This window comes from Mesorhizobium sp. P3_A10 (assembly GCF_056403175.1).
This window is the reverse complement of record NZ_JBFUFZ010000007.1, coordinates 84,274-104,386: the sequence shown is the minus strand read 5'-3', so window position 1 is coordinate 104,386 and position 20,113 is coordinate 84,274. Positions and strand designations below refer to the sequence as shown.

Here is a 20,113-nt window from a genome sequence, read left to right as displayed (position 1 = left end):
TCATGCCGTGGCCTGCGATTTCACATAGGCGATATAACCGCGAACATCGGCGGCCGGCTCGGCATAGGCCTTTCCAAGCTTCTTCTCGATCGCCGCCATATACTCCGTCGCCCATTTGGGCAGCGCGTAGTCGATGACCGCCAGGAACTCGAGCGTCGACGCCAGGCGGATGTCGGCGATCGACGGGTTGTTGCCCCCGATGAACGGCTTGCCGTCCCGGAAGAAGCTGTGAAAGACTTCCAGCGGCTCGGCGATCGCGGCCATGGCAGCCTTCTGGGCTTGCGACTTGCTGTCGGGATGGGCGTCGCTGTGGCCGACCTCGCCGGCATATTGCGGGAAGCCGAGCGCCGGATAGGTGGCGCGCGCCACATAGGGGTAGAGCGTGCCGATCAGGTAGAACATGGCGCTGTCGACCATCGCCCGCTTGGCCGGTGCCTTGGGATAGAATTTGTCCAGCCCGTGCTTGTTGGCGAGATACTGCATGATGGCGCAGCTTTCCCACAGCACGCCGCGCGGCAGGCCCTTGTCCTCGATCATCGGCGTCAGATGCGCCGGGTTGCGCGCCATATATTCGGGCGAGCGCGTGTGGCCCCAGGCGTCGGTCTCGGCAGCGTCGAACCCGGCAGCGCGCGCAAACACCCGAACGGTCATGTTGTTGACGCTCGGCTTCAGCATGCTGAGCTTCAGCGCCGGCTTTTTCGCCGCTTTCGCCTTGGCTTTCGGCGCCGGCTTTGCCGCCGCTTTCGCTACCGGCTTGGCCGAAACTTTCGACGCTGCCTTGGTTGCAGCTTTCGCTGTCGGCTTGGCGGCTGCCTTGGCCGCGGGCTTCTTCGCACTTTTCGTCGCTGTCTTTGCCATTGTGTTCCTCCCTTTATTTTTGTTGGTCGTCAGTATGGATTCTTCGCCGCCCGGTCGTCCGACAAGGTCGCGCGGGAGCGCTCTACGAGCGCCTGGATCGCGTCGGCGAGATGCACTTCGGCTATTGCGTAGTCACCGCGCGCGACGCGGATCTTGTGCGCTTCCATCAGCACGTCGGCATGCGTGAAGCCTGCCGGCGGCTCGAAGCGGTAGGAGGCAAGCTCGATCAGCAAGCCGAGCGGATCCTCGAAATAGATCGAATCCATGAAGCCGCGATCCTTGACGCCGCTGTGCTTGATGGCGCGCTCGTCGAGCCGGGCGACCGCCTGCAGGAAAGTGACGCGCGACACCGAGAAAGCAATGTGGTGGACGCAACCCGGATCGGTCGGCGTGCGCCGCTTGACCGCCGTGCGGCTCTCATCGGTGAAGATGGTGATCAGCCTTCCGTCGCCCGGATCGAAATAGAGATGGCTCTCCTTGGCTTTGTCGAGGTTGGGCTGCTCGAAGATGAACGGCATGCCCAGCACACCTTCCCAGAAATCGATGGAGGTCTGTCGCCCGGCACCGACCAGCGTGATGTGATGGACGCCTTGCGATTGCAGTTTCTGCATTGGCCCTCTCCCTGCCTCGTCCCGTCCCTTGCGACGAGCTTCGATCTCTGGCCGCCGGACGCCATCGCCAACCACGTCATCCGCGCGGCGGATGTGCCTGCTTGGCGGCTTTCCCGATCCGTTCCCCGGCGTCCTGCGCGCCGTCCCGAGCCTTTGGCTCATGGCTTTTGAAGTGATGCTAAATCAATTGGCAGCGCCGCGCCAGAAGCGACGAATCCGAGCACAATGTTTTGAGATCTTGGTACGCCCAAGGGGAATCGAACCCCTGTTCCCGAGTGAGGGCGTAACCCTTAGAAGCGAAGCACCGCCGCGGCCCCAGGCGCGCAAGTGGATAGGTCAAAGGCAGCTTTGGTGTGTTATATACGCTGTGTTCTCGGGGCGGATACGAGTTCGATGGATCAGGAAAGACTTCTAGCTGCAGTCCTCCTAGCTGATGTCGTGGGCAGCACGCCCCTCTATGAGCGCATCGGCGACGATGCCGCTCTGCAGCAGGTCTCGGATTGCCTGGACGCGATGCGCGAGATCGTCGCCCGGCACGGCGGTGATTTCATTCATTCGAAAGGCGATGACGTACTCAGCCTGTTCGAGAGCCCGGAGGCAGCGCTGAGGGCCGTCTGCCAAATCAGCCGCCAACTGACGGAAGGGCCGTTGAGCGCCCGTATAGGATTGCATTTCGGGGCGGTCATCCGCGCACGGGGCGAGGTCTTCGGTGACGTTGTCAATGTCACCGCAAGGTTGTCCACTACGGCCAACCCCGGGGAGGTGCTGATCAGCCAGAGCTTCTGCGAAGCCCTTTCCGCGGGGAGCCGCAGTGGCTTGCGGCTCCTCGACAAAATGGCCTTGAAGGGGAAACAAGAACTCTTCGATGTCTATACCCTGTGGAGCGACGATGGGGCCCTCAGTACGCAGATCACCAGCCGGGGCACCATTACCGGCAGGCGCTCCGTCCCGCCGCGGCTGGCCAAACTGGTCATCCGCTATGGAGATCAGTTGCGATCCTGTCGAAACAACGAATTCGTGACCATCGGCCGATCTCCGGAATGCAATATTGTCGTCGAGCGGCCCTGGGTTTCAAGGCACCACGCGACCTTCACCATTTCGAATGGCAGGGCCCGGCTTGTCGAGCGAAGCTCGTCGGGCACATTTGTATCGATGGGACCCGGCCATGAAGTATTCGTACGCCGCGAAGATATTCTCCTCTTCGGCTCCGGCGTCATCTCGCCTGGACTGAGGCCGTCCCTCGGCGACGCCCAGGTTCTTCACTACGAAATTGTCTCAGACTGACCCGGCCGCGCTCGTCAGCCGCGACCGGCTTCAAGCGGCCGCGCGATCTCTTTGGCAATTCCGCGTGCGCGCAGCGCTGGTTCGCTGACGCCGTCATGGTCGCGTTGAACCTTTTCGTTGACTGAAATGGGGTCGCCGATTGGATTTGAGGGGACGACACCATGGACGACAAAGCAACGCCCGCCGCCAGCGCGTGGTGGGCTCAGCCCACCAACACGTAAACTAAGCGGCGCGTCGTTGAGCCAACTGGAGACCCGGACGGGAACGACGAGGGTCCACCGCGGTCACAATGGTGTGGTGGTGATCGCAATACACGCGATCCGGCGAAGTTGTCCCGGCGCAAAAACGGTAACCGCCGGGCACTGACCGGTCTTCGCTAACCGGGAAGCGGCACTGATAAACGCCGAGCTGCATAAGGGGGACGTCTCTCGAAGCTAGTCTGACATTCTTAGGCATGATGGTTTTCAGGTTCCTGGTTCATAAGCCGACGCCGGCTGACGGCCGCAGTGCGACCGCGCTTGGGCGAGCTTCTCTCGTTTTGGAGGCTGTGGACCGCTATATGGTGTTGGTTGCGCCTTCCGTGAAGCCAATAGCTTGCGACTTAAGGCCACACCTGCGGGAACGCACCGCGGGCGGGGGGTAGTGAGAAAAGCTAAGTATTGATCTTGTTGGTACGCCCAAGGGGAATCGAACCCCTGTTCCCGCCGTGAGAGGGCGGTGTCCTGACCGCTAGACGATGGGCGCGTTCAAGAACCGGCGATATAGGCTGACGGCTGGGAAAAAGCAACGGGACTTCGGGACAATCCGTTCTCCGTAGAATCCCGGCCGTTTCAGGCCTGGCGTCTCGGCTCGATCAGGTCCCAGAGATTGCCGTAGAGATCGGCGAAAACCGCCACTGTGCCATAGGGCTCATGGCGCGGCGTCTCGCGGAAGTCGACGCCGTTTTCGAGCATCGTTGCGTGGTCGCGGGTGAAGTCGTCGGTTTCCAGGAACAGAAAAACCCGGCCGCCGGCCTGGTTGCCGATCCGGCTTTTCTGGGCATCGTCCGCAGCCTCGGCCAGAAGCAGCCGCGCGCCTTGCCCGTTTGCCGGCGTCACCGTCACCCAGCGCTTGCCGTCACCGAGATCGATGTCGTCGGTAAGGGCAAAGCCAAGCTTGCCGACATACCAGGCAATCGCCTCGTCATAATCGGCGACGACGAGCGTGACGGTGGCTATGCGGCGGCTTTCGGCAAACCCGGTCATATCTGCTGCAAACTTGTTTGCTGCATGTGCGGCCAACTACTTGTTGCGGATTGCAAAGCGGCCGACGATGCGACGCTCGGCAATGTCATAGACAAAGATTGTCCGGCTGCCGTCGGCAAGCTCGGCGTCGATGGAGATGCGGCTGCCGGACAGCGACTGGCTGATTACTTTGGCGCCGACCGGCAGTACGATGTCCCCGGTCAGCGGCTCACCGGCCGGCACCTGGATGTCGCCGGCAAGCGGCGGGCTGACGGAAGGCGCATTGCGGGCTTTGTAGACAAGCGCGCCGATCACCACCATAAGAGCCAGCAACAGCAGGCCGAGATTGACGGCCATGAAGCGCAGGAGTTTCTTCCGCACGCTTTCGACTTCGGGGTCGAGCGGTTTTTCCTGGTCTTCGTCGGCAAGCGGCTTGGCCATGGCAAAATTCCGGAACATTTTCGATGAGCGCTCATAGCGAAGAGACCCAGCAATTCATAGAGGCCGCGCCGATCACGCTGGAAGCAGGCGCTGACGCGGTCGGCCAGCGGCTTGACCAATGGCTGGCCGGTCAGCTCGGCCCGGACATGTCGCGGAGCCGGGTGCAGATGCTGATCAAGCAGGGCGCGGTCAGCGTCAACGGCAAACCGGTCGACGAGACGAAGCGCAAGATGGCGGTCGGCGACCGCGTGTCGGTCGACATGCCGGAACCGGAGCCGGCCGAGCCGCAAGGCGAAGCCATTGCGCTGGAGGTGCTCTACGAAGACGCCGAGCTGATCGTCATCAACAAGCCGGCCGGGCTGGTCGTCCATCCCGGCGCCGGCAACTGGACCGGCACGCTGGTCAACGCGCTGATCCATCACTGCGGCGACAGCCTATCCGGCATTGGCGGCGTCAGACGGCCGGGCATCGTTCACCGCCTCGACAAGGAGACCAGCGGCGTCATGGTCGTGGCCAAGACCGATCGTGCCCACAAGTCCTTGTCGGAAGCCTTTGCCGATCACGGACTGACCGGCGATCTCGAACGCGCCTATCTGGCGCTGGTCTGGGGCATACCGACAAGGCCGACGGGAAAGGTCGATGCGCCGCTCGGCCGTGCCGCCGACCGCGTGCGCCGCGCCGTGGTGCCGGCGGGGCGCGACGACGCCCGCCACGCCATCACCCATTTCACCGTGCTGGAGCGTTTTGGCGAACAGCAGCAGGAGTTTGCCACGGCCAGCATGGTCGAATGCCGGCTGGAGACCGGCCGCACCCATCAGATCCGCGTCCACATGGCGCATATCGGCCATCCTGTGCTCGGCGATCCCGATTATGGCCAAGCCTTTCGCACCAAGGCCAACCGGCTGCCCGACCCCTTGAAGACCCAAGTGAAGGCATTTCCGCGGCAGGCGTTGCATGCCCGCCTCCTTGCATTTCGCCACCCGACTACCCATTTATCGATGAGGTTCGAGGCGCCGATCCCGGGGGACATGGAGGAACTCGTCGGCGGTTTTCGCAAGCTCTGAACCGGTCTTCTAAAACCTGAGCGGCATTGTTCACTTTGGCGTGACACACTGTTTCGTGTTGAACAAATGCCTGTCTTTTCTGGTTTTGTTCCTATATGAATTCGTTGTCGCGGATGAGCCTTTTGGCGTTCGCGTCACATGCCCGCCGCGTTTCGGGGGCATCACTCCAAGAGAGAGGGGGCGCTATCATGGCCCAGTCATTACCCAGTATCGTTTCCGGCGAAGGCGGCCTCAGCCGCTACCTGGAAGAAATCCGCCGCTTTCCGATGCTGCAGCCGCAGGAAGAGTACATGCTCGCCAAGCGTTACGCCGAGCATGAAGACACCACGGCTGCGCACAAGCTCGTCACCAGCCACCTTCGGCTCGTTGCCAAGATCGCCATGGGCTATCGCGGCTACGGCCTGCCGATCGGCGAGGTGATCTCGGAAGGCAATGTCGGCCTGATGCAGGCCGTCAAGAAATTCGAACCCGAGCGCGGCTTCCGCCTCGCCACATACGCCATGTGGTGGATCAAGGCCTCGATCCAGGAGTACATCCTGCGTTCGTGGAGCCTGGTCAAGATGGGAACCACCGCCAACCAGAAGCGCCTGTTCTTCAACCTGCGCAAGGTGAAGGGCAAGATCCAGGCGCTCGACGATGGCGACTTGAAGCCCGACCAGATCACCGAGATCGCGACAAGGCTGAACGTCTCGGAAGCCGAAGTGGTGTCGATGAACCGCCGCCTGTCGGGCGACGCTTCACTCAACGCGCCGATCCGCGCCAGCGAAGGTGAATCCGGCGAATGGCAGGACTGGCTGGTCGACGACCATGAAAGCCAGGAAGAGATGCTGATCGAGCAGGACGAGCTGGAAAACCGGCGCGGCATGCTGTCGGGCGCTCTTGCCGTGCTCAACGAGCGCGAACGGCGCATCTTCGAGGCGCGTCGCCTCGCCGAAGAGCCGCTGACGCTGGAAGAGCTGTCGGCCGAGTTCGACATCAGCCGCGAGCGCGTGCGCCAGATCGAGGTGCGCGCCTTCGAGAAGGTACAGGACGCGGTCAAGGCCGCGGCCAAGCGCCAGATGCAGGCGCTGCGCACCATCGAGGTACAGCCGGCGGCGTAAAGCCACCGCGCACTAAGCAATAACAAAACGGCGGCGCCAGGATCTGGCGCCGCCGTTTTTATTTGGCGAAAGCGGTGGCGCGCCCCTTTCTCCCCGTCACTACACGGGGAGTTGAGGAATGGTCCGCGAAGCGGACGAAAAGCCAATTGCTTGGCTTTTCGAGTGACGAACGCCCGGCAGGGCAATGAGGGGCAGCGCCGAGGCTGGGAGGTTGTCATTCAGGACATGCGAGGGAGCGAGGCGCGATCATCGAACGCCGCGCCGCCCCTCATCCGCCCTTCGGGCACCTTCTCCCCGTGAAACGGGGAGAAGGGAGAAGGAAGCTTACGCTGTCGGCTGCTTGGTCTTCCTGAGATACGGCAGGATCGTGTCGAAGGCGCCAAAGCGCTTGATCGCGTCCTCGTTGGAGACGGCGGCGGTGATGATGACGTCCTCGCCCTGCTTCCAGTTTGCCGGCGTCGCCACCTGGTGTTTGGCGGTCAGCTGGATGGAATCGATGACGCGCAGGATCTCATCGAAGTTGCGGCCGGTGGTCATCGGATAGGTCAGCACCAGCTTGATCTTCTTGTCGGGACCGATGACGTAGACCGAACGCACCGTGGCGTTGTCGGCCGGCGTGCGCCCTTCCGAGGTTTCGCCGGCGCCCGCCGGCAGCATTTCGTAGAGCTTGGCGACCTTGAGCTCCTTGTCGCCGATCAGCGGGTAGTTCACCGTCTGGCCGGTAGCCGTCTTGATGTCGGCCTGCCACTTGTCGTGGCTCGCGACCGGATCGACCGAAATGCCGATGATCTTGACGTTGCGCTTCTTGAACTCGCCTTCCAGCCCCGCCATCGTGCCGAGCTCGGTCGTGCAGACCGGGGTGAAATTCTTCGGATGGCTGAACAGCACCGCCCAGCCGTCGCCGATCCATTGATGAAAACTGATCGTCCCCTGCGTGGTCTCGGCGGTGAAATCCGGCGCGATATCGTTGATACGAAGGCTCATGACACACTCCCCTTGTAGACAGATGCTTTTACAGACAATTGCCGCCGGCAGCGAATGTCGGGCAGCCGGCAAGCCGCCTTCAAGCCGTCCGCCCGGCGTGCTGCATCTTAGCGCAAAAATTCGGGTTGCAAGAAAATATGAAACTCTTGTCAGCGGCGGCGTGAGCATTTTCCTGCTGCCGGGAATACGAAGGCAGCGTCAGGCCTTCTTCACCGCCAGCGACGTCGCCAGGTCTTCCATGCGCTGGGCGAGTGCGCCGAGCGCGCCGGTCAGCACGGAATCGTTCTTGTCGGCCTTGGTCAGCGCGTCGTCGCGCGTCTTGCGCAGCGTCAGCACTTCGCTTTCCATGCCCTTGACGCGTTTCTGCAGTTCCGACAACTCGTCCATGACCATGATGCCGGCCATGACCGTCAGCCGCTGGTCGCCGATCTCGCCAAACGAATCCTTCAGATGCGAGACATAGCGGTCGAAGCGCTCGGCAAGGTCGATCAGGTGTTCTTCCTGGCCCTCGTCGCAGGCCATCCGATACTGCTTGCCGTCGATGGAAACCGTGACTTGTGCCATGAGCCTACCTGTCCAGCACCGCGCGGATGGTTTCCATGGCGGTCACCAGTCGGCGCGACACTTCCTTGTTGGCGTCTTCCAGCCGTTCGGCGCGGGCTTCTGAATTGTCGAGTTCCTGCGCCAGCCGCGAGCGGTCGGCGTTCATGCGCTGCACCTCGGCTTCGGATTCGGAATAATCCCGCTCATGCTCGAGCTTGGCCGCGACCGCGTTTTCCAGCCCTTCGATGGCCTTGCCCAGCCTGCCGATGACTTCCTTAAGTGTCGTTTCCCCGGTCATGGCCTTCGTCCTGTGCCCTGCCCATCACCGAATCATTCGCATTCAGAACGCGTTATCTCCGAAACATTAGGCGCCGTGTGAAGGTGACGTCAACAAAGCTCTCACGACTGTCCCCCGCTAACGCTAATGTACCGACGCACCCACCATCACAAGGCCGGCAAAAACGCACCGGTTTGTTGACTAAAAGGCCGCGCCTGCTATGTGTCGCGCACCCTTTTCAAGGGCTCTCCCAAGGCCCCAACCCCCCATATTGGAGGAAGCATGACCTCGCGTGAACAACATGACCGGATGGCCAATGCGATCCGCTTTCTTTCCATGGATGCCGTCGAGAAGGCCCAGTCGGGCCACCCCGGCCTGCCCATGGGCTGCGCCGACATCGCCACGGTGCTGTTCACGCGCTTCCTGAAATACGATGCCAAGGCCCCGCATTGGGCCGACCGCGACCGCTTCATCCTGTCGGCCGGCCACGGTTCGATGCTGCTCTATTCGCTGCTCTATCTGACCGGCTACGAAGACATCACGATCGACCAGATCAAGAGCTTCCGCCAGCTGGGCTCGAAGACGGCGGGCCATCCCGAATACGGCCACGCCGCCGGCATCGAGACGACGACCGGCCCGCTCGGCCAGGGTCTCGCCAATTCGGTCGGCTTCGCGCTTGGCGAGCGCATCATGAACGCCGCCTTCGGCAATGACCTCGTCAACCACTACACCTATGTGCTGGCAGGCGACGGCTGCCTGATGGAAGGCATTTCGCAGGAAGCCATCGCGCTTGCCGGCCATCTCAAGCTCAACAAGCTGATCGTCTTCTGGGACAACAACAACATCTCGATCGACGGTCCGGTCTCGCTCGCCGACAACACCGACCAGGTCGCCCGCTTCCAGGCCTCAGGCTGGAACGCCAGCCACATTGACGGCACCGATCCCGAAGCCATCGCCTATGCCATTGAGGCGGCCCGCCACTCCGACAAGCCGACGATGATCGCCTGCAAGACCACCATCGGCTTCGGCGCACCGACCAAGGCCGGCACCAACAAGGCGCACGGCTCGCCGCTCGGCGCCGAAGAGATCGCCGGCGCGCGCAAGTTCTTCAACTGGGAGTCGCCGCCCTTCGAAATTCCCGCCGACATTCTCGACGCATGGCGCGGCGCCGGCAAGACCGGCGTCAAGGCCCGCACCGACTGGGAGGGACGTCTGGCCAAGGCCGATGCAAAGTTGAAGGCTGAGTTCGAGCGCCGCCTCGCCGGCAAGCTGCCGTCAAACTTCGACGCCGTCATTGCCGACTACAAGAAGAAGCTCGCAGCCGACAAGCCGAAGGTCGCCACCCGCAAATCCTCGGAAATGGCGCTTGAAGTCATCAACGGCGCCGTGCCGGAAACCATCGGCGGCTCGGCCGACCTGACCGGCTCCAACAACACCAAGACCAGCCAGACCAAGAACATCACGGCGGACGATTACGGCCAGCGCTACGTTCACTACGGCATCCGCGAGCACGGCATGGCCGCCGCGCTCAACGGCCTGACGCTGCATGGCGGCCTCATCGCCTATGGCGGCACTTTCATGTGCTTCTCCGACTATGCCCGTCCGGCGATGCGTCTCGCCTCGCTGATGGGCATCCGCTCGATCTTCGTCATGACCCATGATTCCATCGGTCTGGGTGAAGACGGTCCGACCCACCAGCCGGTCGAGCACATGGCGGCGCTGCGCGCCATCCCCAATCACAACGTCTTCCGCCCGGCTGACGCGGTCGAAACCGCCGAATGCTGGCAGCTGGCGCTTGAGACGGAAAAGACACCGTCGACCCTGGCGCTGACCCGCCAGAACCTGCCGACGCTGCGCACCGAATTCGTCGCCAAGAACCTGTCGAGCCAGGGCGCCTATGAGCTCGTCGCCGCCAGTGGTGAAGCGGCGGTGACCATCTTTGCCTCGGGCTCCGAGGTCGAGATCGCGGTCGCCGCTCGTGAATTGCTGGAAAAACACGGCCATCCGACCCGCGTCGTCTCGGTTCCCTGCTTCGAGCTGTTCGACCAGCAGAGCGCCGACTACCGCACCAAGACGATCGGCACCGCCAAGGTGAAGATCGCCATCGAGGCCGGCATCCGCCAGGGCTGGGACCACTTCATCGGCTCGGACGGCATCTTCATCGGGATGACCGGCTTCGGCGCCTCGGGCACGATCGAACAGCTCTACCCGCATTTCGGCATCACCGCCGATGCGGCAGCCAAGGCAGCGGAAGCCCGCCTGCACGGCAAGTAAGACCTGTGCCTGTCGCCCGAAAGTGTATTGCGGTTTTGGGATAACGACATGCACCAAACAAGAATGCTCCGGCGGAATCGCGCAAAGCGGTTTCGCCGGACTGGCCCAACCTAATCGATTTAAATTCACATCGCTGCGGCTGGATTCTTTCCGCTTCCGCCGCTATGAAGCTGCGGACCAATTGTCTGCCCTCCAGCTCCCCGGGAGAGAAAAATGACCGTCAGAGTAGCCATCAACGGATTCGGCCGCATCGGCCGCAACATCCTGCGCGCCATCCACGAATCCGGCCGCAAGGACATCGACGTCGTCGCCGTCAACGATCTCGGCCCGGTCGAGACCAACGCGCATCTGCTGCGCTACGACAGCGTGCACGGCCGCTTCCCGCATGAAGTGTCCGTCGATGGCGACCAGATCACCGTCGGCAAGGAAAAGTTCAAGGTCACGGCGATCAAGGATCCGACGCAGCTGCCGTGGAAGGAACTCGGCATCGACATCGCGCTCGAATGCACCGGCATCTTCACCGCCCGCGACAAGGCAGCCGCGCATCTGGCCGCCGGCGCAAAGCGTGTCATCGTCTCGGCTCCTGCCGAAGGTGCCGACCTCACCGTCGTCTACGGCATCAACCACGACCAGCTGACCAAGGACCACATCGTCATCTCGAATGCGTCCTGCACCACCAACTGCCTGGCGCCGCTGGCTGCCGTGCTGCACGAGACCGTCGGCATCGAGAAGGGCATGATGACGACGATCCATTCCTACACCGGCGACCAGCCGACGCTGGACACGATGCACAAGGATCTCTACCGCGCCCGCGCCGCCGCTTTGTCGCAGATCCCCACCTCGACCGGTGCGGCCAAGGCGATCGGCCTGGTGCTGCCCGACCTCAAGGGCAAGCTGGACGGCATTTCGATCCGCGTGCCGACCCCGAACGTCTCGGTCGTCGATTTCAAGTTCATCGCCAAGCGTTCGACCACCGTCCAGGAAATCAACGACGCGGTCATCGCCGCCTCCAATGGCAAGCTCAAGGGCATCCTCGGCGTTACCCATCATCCGAACGTCTCGATCGACTTCAACCATGATCCGCGTTCCTCGATCATGGCGCTCGACCAGACCAAGGTCATGGACGGCAACTTCGTTTCGGTGCTGTCCTGGTACGACAATGAGTGGGGCTTCTCCAACCGTATGTCCGACACCGCAGTCGCCTTCGGCAAAACCATCTGACGGCATGTTGCCGCCGCTCACGCGTCGCTGGCGCCCGGTGCAAGGCACCGGGCTCGAGCATCTGACGTTGCAGCCGAAAGCTGGCGGTCTCGTTGCCGACAGCGTGGTGATCGGTGAGCGCGACGGCAAGCCTTTCGGCGCGACCTACCGGATCGAGTGCGATGCGTGCTGGTGCGTGCGCTCGTTCACGGTCGAGACCACCGACGGCCACACGCTTTCGCTCGTGTCGGACGGCGCCGGCCACTGGAGCGACCCGGACGGCAAACCACGCCAGGAATTCGACGGCTGCATCGACATCGACCTGGCCGGCACACCCTTTACCAACACGCTGCCGATACAGAGGCTGGCACTGAGACCCGAAGACGGCACCGTCGAATTGCGGATGCTCTACGTCCCTTTCGACGACTTCATTCCCGTCGTCGACGGCCAGCGCTACACCTGTCTCGAAGCCGGAAAACTTTACCGTTATGAGGCCGCCGACGGCCGTTTCACCGCCGAGCTTCCCGTCGACGAGCACGCCCTGGTGCTGGATTATCCGACGCTCTTCGTTCGGCTCTGAAACCACAGCTGGCGTTCGGCCGCTGCCGTTGTTGGCGACGAGGCCAAAAAACCATCCTCTCGCCTTGCGCTGGCCATGCCTTCGCCCCACTCTGCCGTAAAGCGAGAGGCAGAGGAATTCGAGGGGCAAATCACGGATGGAGCATGCGATCTATCTCGTCACGCTGGTCGGCACCGCGCTTGTCCTTGCCGCCGCGTTTTCGAGCCTGATCGCCTTCCGCTTCGGCGCTCCCCTCCTGCTCTTGTTTTTGTGCATCGGCCTGGCCACCGGAACCGACGGTCTCGGCATCCAGTTCGACAATGCGCGGCTGGCTTACTTTGCCGGCTCATTGGCGCTCGCCGTCATTCTCTTCGATTCCGGTTTCGGCACGCCGCTCAACGCCTTGCGGCAGGCGGCGGGGCCGGCGCTGTCGTTGGCGACCGTCGGCGTCCTCCTGACCACCGGCCTGTTCGGCGCCGCGGCCTATTATGTGCTCGATCTCACCTGGCTGGAATCCTTCCTGCTCGGTGCCGCCGTCGCCTCGACCGATGCCGCGGCGGTGTTCTTCCTGTTGCGCGCCGGCGAGATCAATCTGCGCGAGCGCGTGCGTGCTACGCTCGAAGTCGAATCCGGCACCAATGACCCGATCGCCATCTTCCTGACCATCACGCTGGTCGAAATCATCGCCGCCCACGCCGACCCCGAAGCCAAGGTTCTGGTCACCAACCTCGTCCTCGGCTTCCTGCTCAATATGGGGCTCGGCGCCGTCGTCGGCATTCTCGGCGGCATGGCCATCGTGCGCCTCGTCGACCGGCTCAATCTCGATCACGGCCTGCTGCCGATCTTCGTGCTGACATTGTCGCTGATGGTGTTCGCCGCCGCCGGCGCCATCGGCGGCTCGGGCTTTCTGGCGGTCTATCTCGCCGGCCTGGTTGCCGGCAATTCCGACATCCGTGCCGTCACCATTCTCAAGCGCTTCCAGGACGGCATGTCGTGGCTGGCGCAGATCATCATGTTCCTGATCCTCGGCCTGTTCGCGACACCGTCGCAGTTTCCGGCGATCATGGTGCCGGCGGTGCTGCTCGGTCTGTTCCTGATCTTCATCGCCCGGCCGCTTGCCGTCTGGCTTTGCCTTATCCCGTTCCGCCTGCCGCGCCCCGAGGTCGCCTTCGTCTCCTGGGTCGGCCTGCGCGGCGCCGTGTCCATTCTGCTCGCCATCACCCCGCTGCTTGGCGGCCTCGAGAATGGCCGCCTCATCTTCAACACCGCCTTCATCATCGTGCTGGTGTCGCTGGTCTTCCAGGGCTGGACCGTCGGACCGCTGGCGCGCCGCCTTGGCCTGATCGTGCCGGCCCGCCTTGGGCCGCTGGACAAGGTCGAGCTCGAACTGCCGGGCTCGGCCCATCACGAGCTGCTTGCCTACCGCGTCGCACCCGGCAGCCCGGTGGCGCGCGGCGAGCGCATTCCGCGCTGGGCGCGGCCCTCACTGGTGCTGCGCGACGGGCGCTCGATGCGCTTCCAGGACATGGGCCGGCTGGCGGCCGGCGACCAGGTCTACATCTTCGTGCCGGACCGCTATCCGCGCCTGCTCGATAAATTGTTCGCCAGCCGCGCCGTGGTCGATCCCGAGGATGCGGATTTCTTCGGCGCCTTCGCCGTCGACCCGGCCCGCTCGGCCGAGGAACTGGAGGCTGCCTACGCGCCCGGCCTGACCGAAGCGGAGCGCAAGCTGACCGTCGGTGCCATGGTGACGGCGCGGCTTGGCGGCCATGCCGAATATGCCGACCGGGTGCTGATTGGCCCGATCGAACTGATCGTCCGCGACGTCGACGACAAGGGCAAGATCATCGGCCTCGGCCTGTCCTTCGAGCCGACTGCGCCGGTGGCGCGTGTCCCGGTCTTCCTGAGCGCCGGCGAAATCCGCGACCGTGTCTCCGCCCTTGTTCGCAATCGGCGCAAACCCGGTGAAACGCAGATTGCCGAGGCTGAAGCAGAGGTGGAGCCAGCCCCGGAACCGGTGGTGGAAAAGACACAAAGCGAGAGCTGACCATTCCCGACACAAGCCACCGGATCATATTTTCCGCTCTGCCCCGTCGCAGGTCTTGCATCGTCGTTGGCGCGGGGTATGGTCCCGGCGATTTTTCGCGGAAAGGGACCAGCATGGCCGGCTTCAGGACACTCGACGATATCGGCAACATCTCGGGCAAGCGCGTGCTGGTGCGCGTCGACCTCAACGTTCCCGTCGCTGAGGGCAAGGTCACCGACGCCACCCGCATCGAGCGCATCGCCCCGACCATCGCCGAATTGTCCGGCAAAGGCGCCAAGGTCATCCTGCTCGCCCATTTCGGCCGGCCCAAGGATGGCCCCTCGCCCGAATTCTCGCTGGAACCGATCGCCAAGGCGACCGCCGACGTCCTCGGCCGCCCCGTCGGCTTTGCTGCCGACTGCATCGGCGAAAAGGCCGCCAGCGCCGTTGCCGCCATGAACAAGGGCGACGTGCTGCTGCTCGAAAACACCCGCTTCTACAAGGCCGAGGAGAAGAACGATCCGGCCTTCACCGAAAAGCTCGCCGCCAATGGCGACATTTTCGTCAACGATGCCTTCTCCGCCGCGCACCGCGCCCACTCGTCGACCGAAGGGTTGGCGCATCTGCTGCCGGCCTTCGCCGGCCGCACCATGCAGGCCGAGCTCGACGCGCTGGAAAAGGGCCTCGGTAATCCCGTCCGCCCGGTGGTTGCGATCGTCGGCGGCGCCAAGGTGTCGAGCAAGATCGACCTGTTGATGAATCTGGTGAAGAAGGTCGACGCGCTGGTCATCGGCGGCGGCATGGCCAACACTTTTCTTGCGGCGCGCGGCACCGATGTCGGCAAGTCGCTGTGCGAGCATGACCTTGCCCCGACCGCCAAGCAGATCATGATCGAGGCCGCCGAGGCCGGCTGTGCCATCATCCTGCCGGTCGACGGCGTGGTGGCGAAGGAGTTCAAGGCGGGCGCCGCCAGCGAAACCGTCGCCATATCGGCGGTGCCGGCCGACGGCATGATCCTCGATGTCGGCGAAAAGACCGTGAAGAGCGTCGCCGACTGGATCGACCGCGCCGCGACGCTGGTCTGGAACGGTCCGCTCGGCGCCTTCGAGATCGAGCCCTTCGACCATGCGACGGTGGCGGCCGCCAAGCATGCGGCGGCGCGCACCAAGGCCGGCAAGCTGGTCTCGGTCGCCGGCGGCGGCGATACGGTGGCGGCGCTCAACCATGCCGGCGTCGCCGACGACTTCACCTATGTCTCGACCGCGGGCGGCGCCTTCCTGGAATGGATGGAAGGCAAGCCGCTGCCCGGCGTCGACGTTCTGAAGCGCTAAGCCGATCAACACTCAGCGAGCGAACGGTGGGGCCGGCGGCTTTCAAGCGATTCACGCTTTCCGGCGCCATTCCTTTGGCGGTAGAGTTCCGTTGGCGCGGAAAACCGTTTCAGGAGAAGCAAGCATGAGCGAACGTCTCGAAGACATTGCCGCCGCGATCGTGGCCGATGGCAAGGGCCTGCTGGCCGCCGACGAAAGCTCCGGCACCATCAAGAAGCGTTTTGACGTCATCGGCGTCGAATCCACCGCCGACAGCCGCCGCGACTATCGCGAGATGATGTTCCGCGCCAAGGATGCGATGACCAAATACATCTCCGGCGTCATCCTCTATGACGAGACCATTCGCCAGAAGGCCGCCGACGGCACGCCGCTGGTTGACATCATCAAGGCCGCCGGCGCCATCCCCGGCATCAAGGTCGACGCCGGCGCCAAGCCGCTGGCCGGCTTTCCCGGCGACACCGTCACCGAAGGTCTCGACGGCCTGCGCGAGCGGCTCGCCGACTATTACAAGCTCGGCGCCCGCTTTGCCAAATGGCGCGCGGTGATCGATATCGACACCGGCAAGGGCGTGCCCTCCACAAATTCGATCGCCTCCAACGCCCATGCGCTCGCCCGCTACGCAGCACTCTGCCAGGAGGCCGGCATCGTGCCGATCGTCGAGCCCGAAGTGTTGATGGACGGCGCCCACGACATCGACACTTGCTATGCGATCTCCAAGGCGACGCTGATCAAGCTCTATGACGAGCTCCATGCCGCCGGCGTCGTGCTGGAAGGCACCATCCTGAAGCCCAACATGGTGCTCGCCGGCAAGAAATCGGGCAAGGTGAGCAGCCCGGAAGAAGTCGCCGAAAAGACCATAAAGCTGTTTCGCGAGACGGTGCCTTCCGCGGTGCCGGGCATCGCTTTCCTCTCCGGCGGCCAGGAGGACGAGGAGGCGACGGCCAACCTCAACGCCATCAATGCCATCGGCCCGCATCCGTGGAAACTGACCTTCTCCTATGGCCGCGCGCTGCAGGCGGCGCCGCAAAAGGCCTGGAGCGGCAAGGCGTCGAACATTGCTGCCGGCCAGGCCGCCTTCGCCCACCGTGCCCGCATGAACCATCTGGCGGCGCTCGGAAAATGGCAGGCCAGCCTGGAAAAGGCTGCCTGACCCCAACGCATTTGTCTTGATGCTGACCCGGGCGGATGCGCCCGGGTTTTGTTTTGCAGCCGCCCGGCTTGGGGCGCTGCAGCGGCATGCCTATCTCCTGTCTGGGAAAGCTGGCGGCAATGTCGGTTTGCGCCGATCTCGAACGTCCTTGGGGTGAATGACAGGGAGAAGTTCATGCATCGCAACAAGGTCGTTTCGCGGGAAGACTGGTTCGAGGCGCACAAGGCGCATCTGGCGCGCGAGAAGGAGTTGACGCGGTTTCGCGACCGCATTGCCGCCGAGCGCCGGGAATTGCCGTGGCTGAAAATGCGCAAGGACTATGTCTTCGAGACCGAACAGGGACCGAAGCGGCTGGCCGACCTGTTCGGCGGCAAAAGCCAGCTGATCGTCTACCACTTCATGTTCGGGCCGGGCGCCGACTACCGCTGCGAGGGCTGTTCCTTCCTTGCCGACCACATCGATGGCGCCAACCAGCATCTGAGGAACCACGACGTGTCGCTGGTCGTGGTTTCGCGTGCGCCGCTGGCCGAGCTGCTTCCCTACAAGCAGCGCATGGGCTGGAAGTTCGACTGGCTGTCGGCCTACGCCTCGGATTTCAACTTCGACATGCAGGTTTCCTTCACTGACAAGCAGATCGCAGCCGGTGACACCACTTACAATTTCGAGACACGCCCCCGGACATCGAAGGAGCTTGCCGGCTGCAGCGTGTTCTACAGGGACGAGAAGGGCGACATCTTCCTGACCTTCATGTCGCGCTCCAGGGGCGGCGATCCGCTGATCGGCGCCTATCATTATCTCGACATGACGCCGAAAGGCCGCAACGAGACCGGTCCCTACCACAGCCTGATGGACTGGGTGCGGCTGCACGATGAGTATGGCGACAGGTCAGGAACACAAGGCGACGACTGCTGCCATGAAAGCAAAGGCTGACACCGGCCGGCACAAGGTCGTTCACCGGCAACGCCAGATGCGCTAAGTGCATAACCTCGATAGTCTTAGGGTCTTCGCCGTGCGCCTTCTCGCCCTCCTCACCTGGTTCGCCTTTCCAGTCTACATCTGGCAAGGGCTCGGCGTTCGCCGCCGCACCTCGCGCATGTTGCCGGCGCAAGGCCCGGTCATGCACGATATCAAGGGCAAGGCGCCAACAATCTCGCTGCTGGTGCTGGGCGATTCCTCGGCTGCCTCGGTCGGCATCGGCAATTCCGAGAATGGCTTGCCGCGCAACTGGCAGCGCTGATCTCGCAACGCACCGGCCGGGCCGTGCGCTGGCGGGCGGCCGGCTTCAACTCGGCGACATCGGGCCAGATCCGCGACCACGTACTACCCAATCTGTCGGCCGATCCATGGACGCATATCGTGCTGGCCATCGGCACCAACGATACCAAGAATTTTCACTCGGTGCCGCGCTTCAAGAAGGAGTTTGGCGGCCTGCTCTATGCGCTACGCGCCAAATGGCCGGAGGCGCGCGTGGTGTGGTCGCCGGTGCTGGAATTCACGAGGGCTCCGGCAATGCCGTCGCTGCTCGGCAAGATCCTGGAGATCCGCGCTGGCGAGATGAACCGCATGGGCGAGCGCCTTTGTCTCGAGCGCGGCGCGGTGCCGGCGCCACGCCTGCCGATCCCCGACCCCGAGGCCGGCTTCGCATCGGATGGATTTCACGCCTCGGAGGCCGGTTACCGCGCCTGGGCGGAACATCTGGTGGGGTTGGTGGTCGCCGAATGATCGACCCCGGCCGGTCTCAGGTCCAATGCCCCAGCACCGCCGTGACCGAAATCGCCGCCATCGCCAGCAGCGCCAGCTTCCAGAAGTCGCTGCGCCGCTTCAGCCCCGGCCAGCCGAGCGGCTTGATCAGCTGGATGGCCATCATGGCGATGATGACGAGGGCGAGGAGTTTCGACATGCCGCCTTTGACCAGCATCGAGGCCGGCTGTCAAAGCGCTCCTTCGCCCGTCTTGATTAGCGCGCTAGGCTAGCGGCTTGAGGCCTGCCTCGATCGCGGCGCGCTTCGGTTCGAGGAACGGCGGCAAGGCCAGCTTCTCGCCCAGCGTCTCCAGCGGCTCGTCGGCGGTGAAGCCCGGCCCGTCGGTGGCGACCTCGAACAGGATGCCGTTCGGCTCGCGGAAGTAGAGCGAACGGAAATAGTAGCGCTCGACCTCGCCGCTTGACGGCAGGCGGAACTCAGCCAATCGCGCCGTCCATTGATGCAATGTTGCCTGGTCCGGCGCCCGGAAGGCGACGTGATGGACGGCACCCGCACCTTGGCCGGCCGGCGACAGGCCTGGCTGCACCGCGACATGAAGCTCCGCAGCCGGCCCGCCCTCGCCCATTTCGAAGACATGCACCTGACCCTGGCCGTCCGGCGAGGCATAGTCGCGCACTTTGCGCATGTTCATCACCCTGGTCAGCACCGCCTCGGTGTTGGTGATGTCGGGAACGCTGATCACGATCGGTCCGAGCCCGCGTATCTGGTGCCTGGCAGGGACCGGGCTTTGCGCCCAGGGGTGGCCGTCACCCGCGCCACCATCGCTGACAAGACGCAGGCGCTGGCCCTCGGGATCCTCGAAATCCAGCGACAGGGTGCCGCCAATATCGCCGATCTCTCCGGTCGCGATGTTTTCGCCGGCCAGGCGTTCTTTCCACCAGGCAAGGCTTTCGGGGCTGCCCACCCGCAGGCCGGTGCGGATGATGCTGTGGGTGCCACGGCGTTCGCGCCCAACCGGCCAGTCGAAGAAAGTCAGGTCGGTGCCCGGCGTCGCCTCGCCATCGGCGTAGAAAAGATGATAGGCGGACGTGTCGTCTTGGTTCACCGTCTTCTTGACCAGCCTCAAGCCCAGAACCCTGGTATAGAAGTGGAGGTTTCCGGGCGCATTGGCGGTGATCGCCGTCAGATGGTGAATTCCTGTCAGTTGCAGGCTCATGGTCGTCTCCCCAGGTCGTGGACCTGTTCTTAAGGAAAATTGTTCCCCTCCCATATCAGAACGCCGGCCTTGTTGCTGAAGGTCGCAAAGGCCGACAGTCCGTCGCCGGAGACTGAACGACGTAGGTCCTGGCCGACACTGATAGTGAACAATCGCCAAGCCTCGAACGCAACGCCGGCACAAGCGGCAAGGATCGTCAAAGACCCTGAAGGCTCCTGACAGACTGCTGTCAGGAGGGGTGTGCGATGATGCTCTCATCAAAACAGAGGA

19 protein-coding genes, 1 tRNA gene and 1 pseudogene are annotated in these 20,113 nt (G+C 63.4%); 11 read left to right on the top strand and 10 right to left on the bottom strand.

Annotated elements, in window-relative coordinates:
• Positions 1-858 carry a glutathione S-transferase family protein gene (locus tag AC1DXU_RS24285; RefSeq protein ID WP_477373064.1) on the bottom strand — a complete coding sequence of 286 codons (858 nt, stop codon included), beginning with the start codon at positions 856-858 and terminating at the stop codon, positions 1-3.
• Positions 859-887: 29 nt separating this feature from the next.
• On the bottom strand, positions 888-1,469 hold the full coding sequence (locus AC1DXU_RS24280) for a VOC family protein (RefSeq protein ID WP_477317942.1): 582 nt from the start codon (positions 1,467-1,469) through the stop codon (positions 888-890).
• Positions 1,470-1,862: 393 nt separating this feature from the next.
• Between AC1DXU_RS24280 and AC1DXU_RS24275 the strand changes: the two genes are divergently transcribed.
• The gene (locus AC1DXU_RS24275) at positions 1,863-2,753 is read left to right on the top strand and encodes an adenylate/guanylate cyclase domain-containing protein (protein ID WP_477373062.1); all 891 of its coding nucleotides are present in this window, start codon (positions 1,863-1,865) and stop codon (positions 2,751-2,753) included.
• 669 nt (positions 2,754-3,422) lie between these two features.
• On the opposite strand, the gene AC1DXU_RS24270 is transcribed toward AC1DXU_RS24275, so the two are convergent.
• From AC1DXU_RS24270 to AC1DXU_RS24260, 3 genes are all read right to left on the bottom strand, one after another.
• Positions 3,423-3,497 (bottom strand) — tRNA-Glu (locus AC1DXU_RS24270).
• A gap of 86 nt (positions 3,498-3,583) precedes the next feature.
• The gene (locus AC1DXU_RS24265) at positions 3,584-3,997 is read right to left on the bottom strand and encodes a VOC family protein (protein WP_477373060.1); all 414 of its coding nucleotides are present in this window, start codon (positions 3,995-3,997) and stop codon (positions 3,584-3,586) included.
• 36 nt (positions 3,998-4,033) lie between these two features.
• Positions 4,034-4,417 carry a fimbrial protein gene (locus AC1DXU_RS24260; RefSeq protein ID WP_477373058.1) on the bottom strand — a complete coding sequence of 128 codons (384 nt, stop codon included), beginning with the start codon at positions 4,415-4,417 and terminating at the stop codon, positions 4,034-4,036.
• A 23-nt stretch (positions 4,418-4,440) separates the two neighbouring features.
• On the opposite strand from AC1DXU_RS24260, the gene AC1DXU_RS24255 reads away from it, so the two are divergent.
• Both AC1DXU_RS24255 and rpoH read left to right on the top strand, forming a co-directional pair.
• Complete coding sequence (locus AC1DXU_RS24255) at positions 4,441-5,481, top strand: RluA family pseudouridine synthase (RefSeq protein WP_477373056.1); 1,041 nt, start codon at positions 4,441-4,443, stop codon at positions 5,479-5,481.
• A 188-nt stretch (positions 5,482-5,669) separates the two neighbouring features.
• Positions 5,670-6,581 (top strand): RNA polymerase sigma factor RpoH, encoded by a 912-nt coding sequence (rpoH, locus tag AC1DXU_RS24250; RefSeq protein WP_477246322.1) that lies wholly within the window; start codon positions 5,670-5,672, stop codon positions 6,579-6,581.
• Between the two features lie 324 nt (positions 6,582-6,905).
• Here rpoH and AC1DXU_RS24245 read toward each other — a convergent pair whose 3' ends face one another.
• From AC1DXU_RS24245 to AC1DXU_RS24235, 3 genes are all read right to left on the bottom strand, one after another.
• Positions 6,906-7,565 (bottom strand): peroxiredoxin, encoded by a 660-nt coding sequence (locus tag AC1DXU_RS24245; RefSeq protein ID WP_477373054.1) that lies wholly within the window; start codon positions 7,563-7,565, stop codon positions 6,906-6,908.
• Between the two features lie 198 nt (positions 7,566-7,763).
• Positions 7,764-8,129 carry a cell division protein ZapA gene (locus tag AC1DXU_RS24240; RefSeq protein WP_258606986.1) on the bottom strand — a complete coding sequence of 122 codons (366 nt, stop codon included), beginning with the start codon at positions 8,127-8,129 and terminating at the stop codon, positions 7,764-7,766.
• Positions 8,130-8,133: 4 nt separating this feature from the next.
• On the bottom strand, positions 8,134-8,406 hold the full coding sequence (locus AC1DXU_RS24235) for a DUF4164 domain-containing protein (RefSeq protein WP_477317930.1): 273 nt from the start codon (positions 8,404-8,406) through the stop codon (positions 8,134-8,136).
• 261 nt (positions 8,407-8,667) lie between these two features.
• Here AC1DXU_RS24235 and tkt point away from each other — a divergent pair, with 261 nt between their 5' ends.
• From tkt to AC1DXU_RS24195, 8 genes and pseudogenes are all read left to right on the top strand, one after another.
• A complete protein-coding gene (gene tkt / locus AC1DXU_RS24230) occupies positions 8,668-10,659 on the top strand; it encodes a transketolase (RefSeq protein WP_477373052.1) in 1,992 nt (663 codons plus the stop codon).
• Between the two features lie 213 nt (positions 10,660-10,872).
• The gene (gene gap / locus AC1DXU_RS24225; protein ID WP_477317926.1) at positions 10,873-11,880 is read left to right on the top strand and encodes a type I glyceraldehyde-3-phosphate dehydrogenase; all 1,008 of its coding nucleotides are present in this window, start codon (positions 10,873-10,875) and stop codon (positions 11,878-11,880) included.
• A gap of 4 nt (positions 11,881-11,884) precedes the next feature.
• Complete coding sequence (locus AC1DXU_RS24220) at positions 11,885-12,439, top strand: putative glycolipid-binding domain-containing protein (RefSeq protein ID WP_477373050.1); 555 nt, start codon at positions 11,885-11,887, stop codon at positions 12,437-12,439.
• Positions 12,440-12,575: 136 nt separating this feature from the next.
• Positions 12,576-14,465 carry a potassium/proton antiporter gene (locus AC1DXU_RS24215; RefSeq protein ID WP_477373048.1) on the top strand — a complete coding sequence of 630 codons (1,890 nt, stop codon included), beginning with the start codon at positions 12,576-12,578 and terminating at the stop codon, positions 14,463-14,465.
• Between the two features lie 113 nt (positions 14,466-14,578).
• A complete protein-coding gene (locus AC1DXU_RS24210; protein ID WP_477373046.1) occupies positions 14,579-15,775 on the top strand; it encodes a phosphoglycerate kinase in 1,197 nt (398 codons plus the stop codon).
• A gap of 124 nt (positions 15,776-15,899) precedes the next feature.
• Entirely contained in the window at positions 15,900-16,925 is a 1,026-nt protein-coding gene (locus AC1DXU_RS24205) for a class I fructose-bisphosphate aldolase (RefSeq protein ID WP_477373044.1), read from the top strand.
• Positions 16,926-17,099: 174 nt separating this feature from the next.
• Positions 17,100-17,855 (top strand): DUF899 domain-containing protein, encoded by a 756-nt coding sequence (locus tag AC1DXU_RS24200; RefSeq protein ID WP_477373042.1) that lies wholly within the window; start codon positions 17,100-17,102, stop codon positions 17,853-17,855.
• Between the two features lie 79 nt (positions 17,856-17,934).
• Positions 17,935-18,647: pseudogene (locus tag AC1DXU_RS24195) on the top strand (SGNH/GDSL hydrolase family protein).
• Positions 18,648-18,663: 16 nt separating this feature from the next.
• On the opposite strand, the gene AC1DXU_RS24190 reads toward AC1DXU_RS24195, so the two are convergent.
• Positions 18,664-18,843 carry a hypothetical protein gene (locus AC1DXU_RS24190; protein WP_477373518.1) on the bottom strand — a complete coding sequence of 60 codons (180 nt, stop codon included), beginning with the start codon at positions 18,841-18,843 and terminating at the stop codon, positions 18,664-18,666.
• A 46-nt stretch (positions 18,844-18,889) separates the two neighbouring features.
• A complete protein-coding gene (locus tag AC1DXU_RS24185) occupies positions 18,890-19,843 on the bottom strand; it encodes a ring-cleaving dioxygenase (protein ID WP_477373040.1) in 954 nt (317 codons plus the stop codon).
• Positions 19,844-20,113 lie beyond the last annotated feature (270 nt).

What these genes read in the sequence shown, in the direction of transcription:
- AC1DXU_RS24200 (WP_477373042.1), top strand. Translation starts at nt 17,100, where the DNA reads ATGCATCGCAACAAGGTCGTTTCGCGGGAAGACTGGTTCGAGGCGCAC.
- AC1DXU_RS24245 (WP_477373054.1), bottom strand. Translation starts at nt 7,565, where the DNA reads ATGAGCCTTCGTATCAACGATATCGCGCCGGATTTCACCGCCGAGACC.
- AC1DXU_RS24210 (WP_477373046.1), top strand. Translation starts at nt 14,579, where the DNA reads ATGGCCGGCTTCAGGACACTCGACGATATCGGCAACATCTCGGGCAAG.
- AC1DXU_RS24285 (WP_477373064.1), bottom strand. Translation starts at nt 858, where the DNA reads ATGGCAAAGACAGCGACGAAAAGTGCGAAGAAGCCCGCGGCCAAGGCA.
- AC1DXU_RS24205 (WP_477373044.1), top strand. Translation starts at nt 15,900, where the DNA reads ATGAGCGAACGTCTCGAAGACATTGCCGCCGCGATCGTGGCCGATGGC.
- AC1DXU_RS24255 (WP_477373056.1), top strand. Translation starts at nt 4,441, where the DNA reads ATGAGCGCTCATAGCGAAGAGACCCAGCAATTCATAGAGGCCGCGCCG.
- gap (WP_477317926.1), top strand. Translation starts at nt 10,873, where the DNA reads ATGACCGTCAGAGTAGCCATCAACGGATTCGGCCGCATCGGCCGCAAC.
- AC1DXU_RS24260 (WP_477373058.1), bottom strand. Translation starts at nt 4,417, where the DNA reads ATGGCCAAGCCGCTTGCCGACGAAGACCAGGAAAAACCGCTCGACCCC.
- AC1DXU_RS24280 (WP_477317942.1), bottom strand. Translation starts at nt 1,469, where the DNA reads ATGCAGAAACTGCAATCGCAAGGCGTCCATCACATCACGCTGGTCGGT.
- AC1DXU_RS24215 (WP_477373048.1), top strand. Translation starts at nt 12,576, where the DNA reads ATGGAGCATGCGATCTATCTCGTCACGCTGGTCGGCACCGCGCTTGTC.
- AC1DXU_RS24185 (WP_477373040.1), bottom strand. Translation starts at nt 19,843, where the DNA reads ATGAGCCTGCAACTGACAGGAATTCACCATCTGACGGCGATCACCGCC.
- AC1DXU_RS24190 (WP_477373518.1), bottom strand. Translation starts at nt 18,843, where the DNA reads ATGCTGGTCAAAGGCGGCATGTCGAAACTCCTCGCCCTCGTCATCATC.
- AC1DXU_RS24220 (WP_477373050.1), top strand. Translation starts at nt 11,885, where the DNA reads ATGTTGCCGCCGCTCACGCGTCGCTGGCGCCCGGTGCAAGGCACCGGG.
- AC1DXU_RS24240 (WP_258606986.1), bottom strand. Translation starts at nt 8,129, where the DNA reads ATGGCACAAGTCACGGTTTCCATCGACGGCAAGCAGTATCGGATGGCC.
- AC1DXU_RS24275 (WP_477373062.1), top strand. Translation starts at nt 1,863, where the DNA reads ATGGATCAGGAAAGACTTCTAGCTGCAGTCCTCCTAGCTGATGTCGTG.
- tkt (WP_477373052.1), top strand. Translation starts at nt 8,668, where the DNA reads ATGACCTCGCGTGAACAACATGACCGGATGGCCAATGCGATCCGCTTT.
- rpoH (WP_477246322.1), top strand. Translation starts at nt 5,670, where the DNA reads ATGGCCCAGTCATTACCCAGTATCGTTTCCGGCGAAGGCGGCCTCAGC.
- AC1DXU_RS24235 (WP_477317930.1), bottom strand. Translation starts at nt 8,406, where the DNA reads ATGACCGGGGAAACGACACTTAAGGAAGTCATCGGCAGGCTGGGCAAG.
- AC1DXU_RS24265 (WP_477373060.1), bottom strand. Translation starts at nt 3,997, where the DNA reads ATGACCGGGTTTGCCGAAAGCCGCCGCATAGCCACCGTCACGCTCGTC.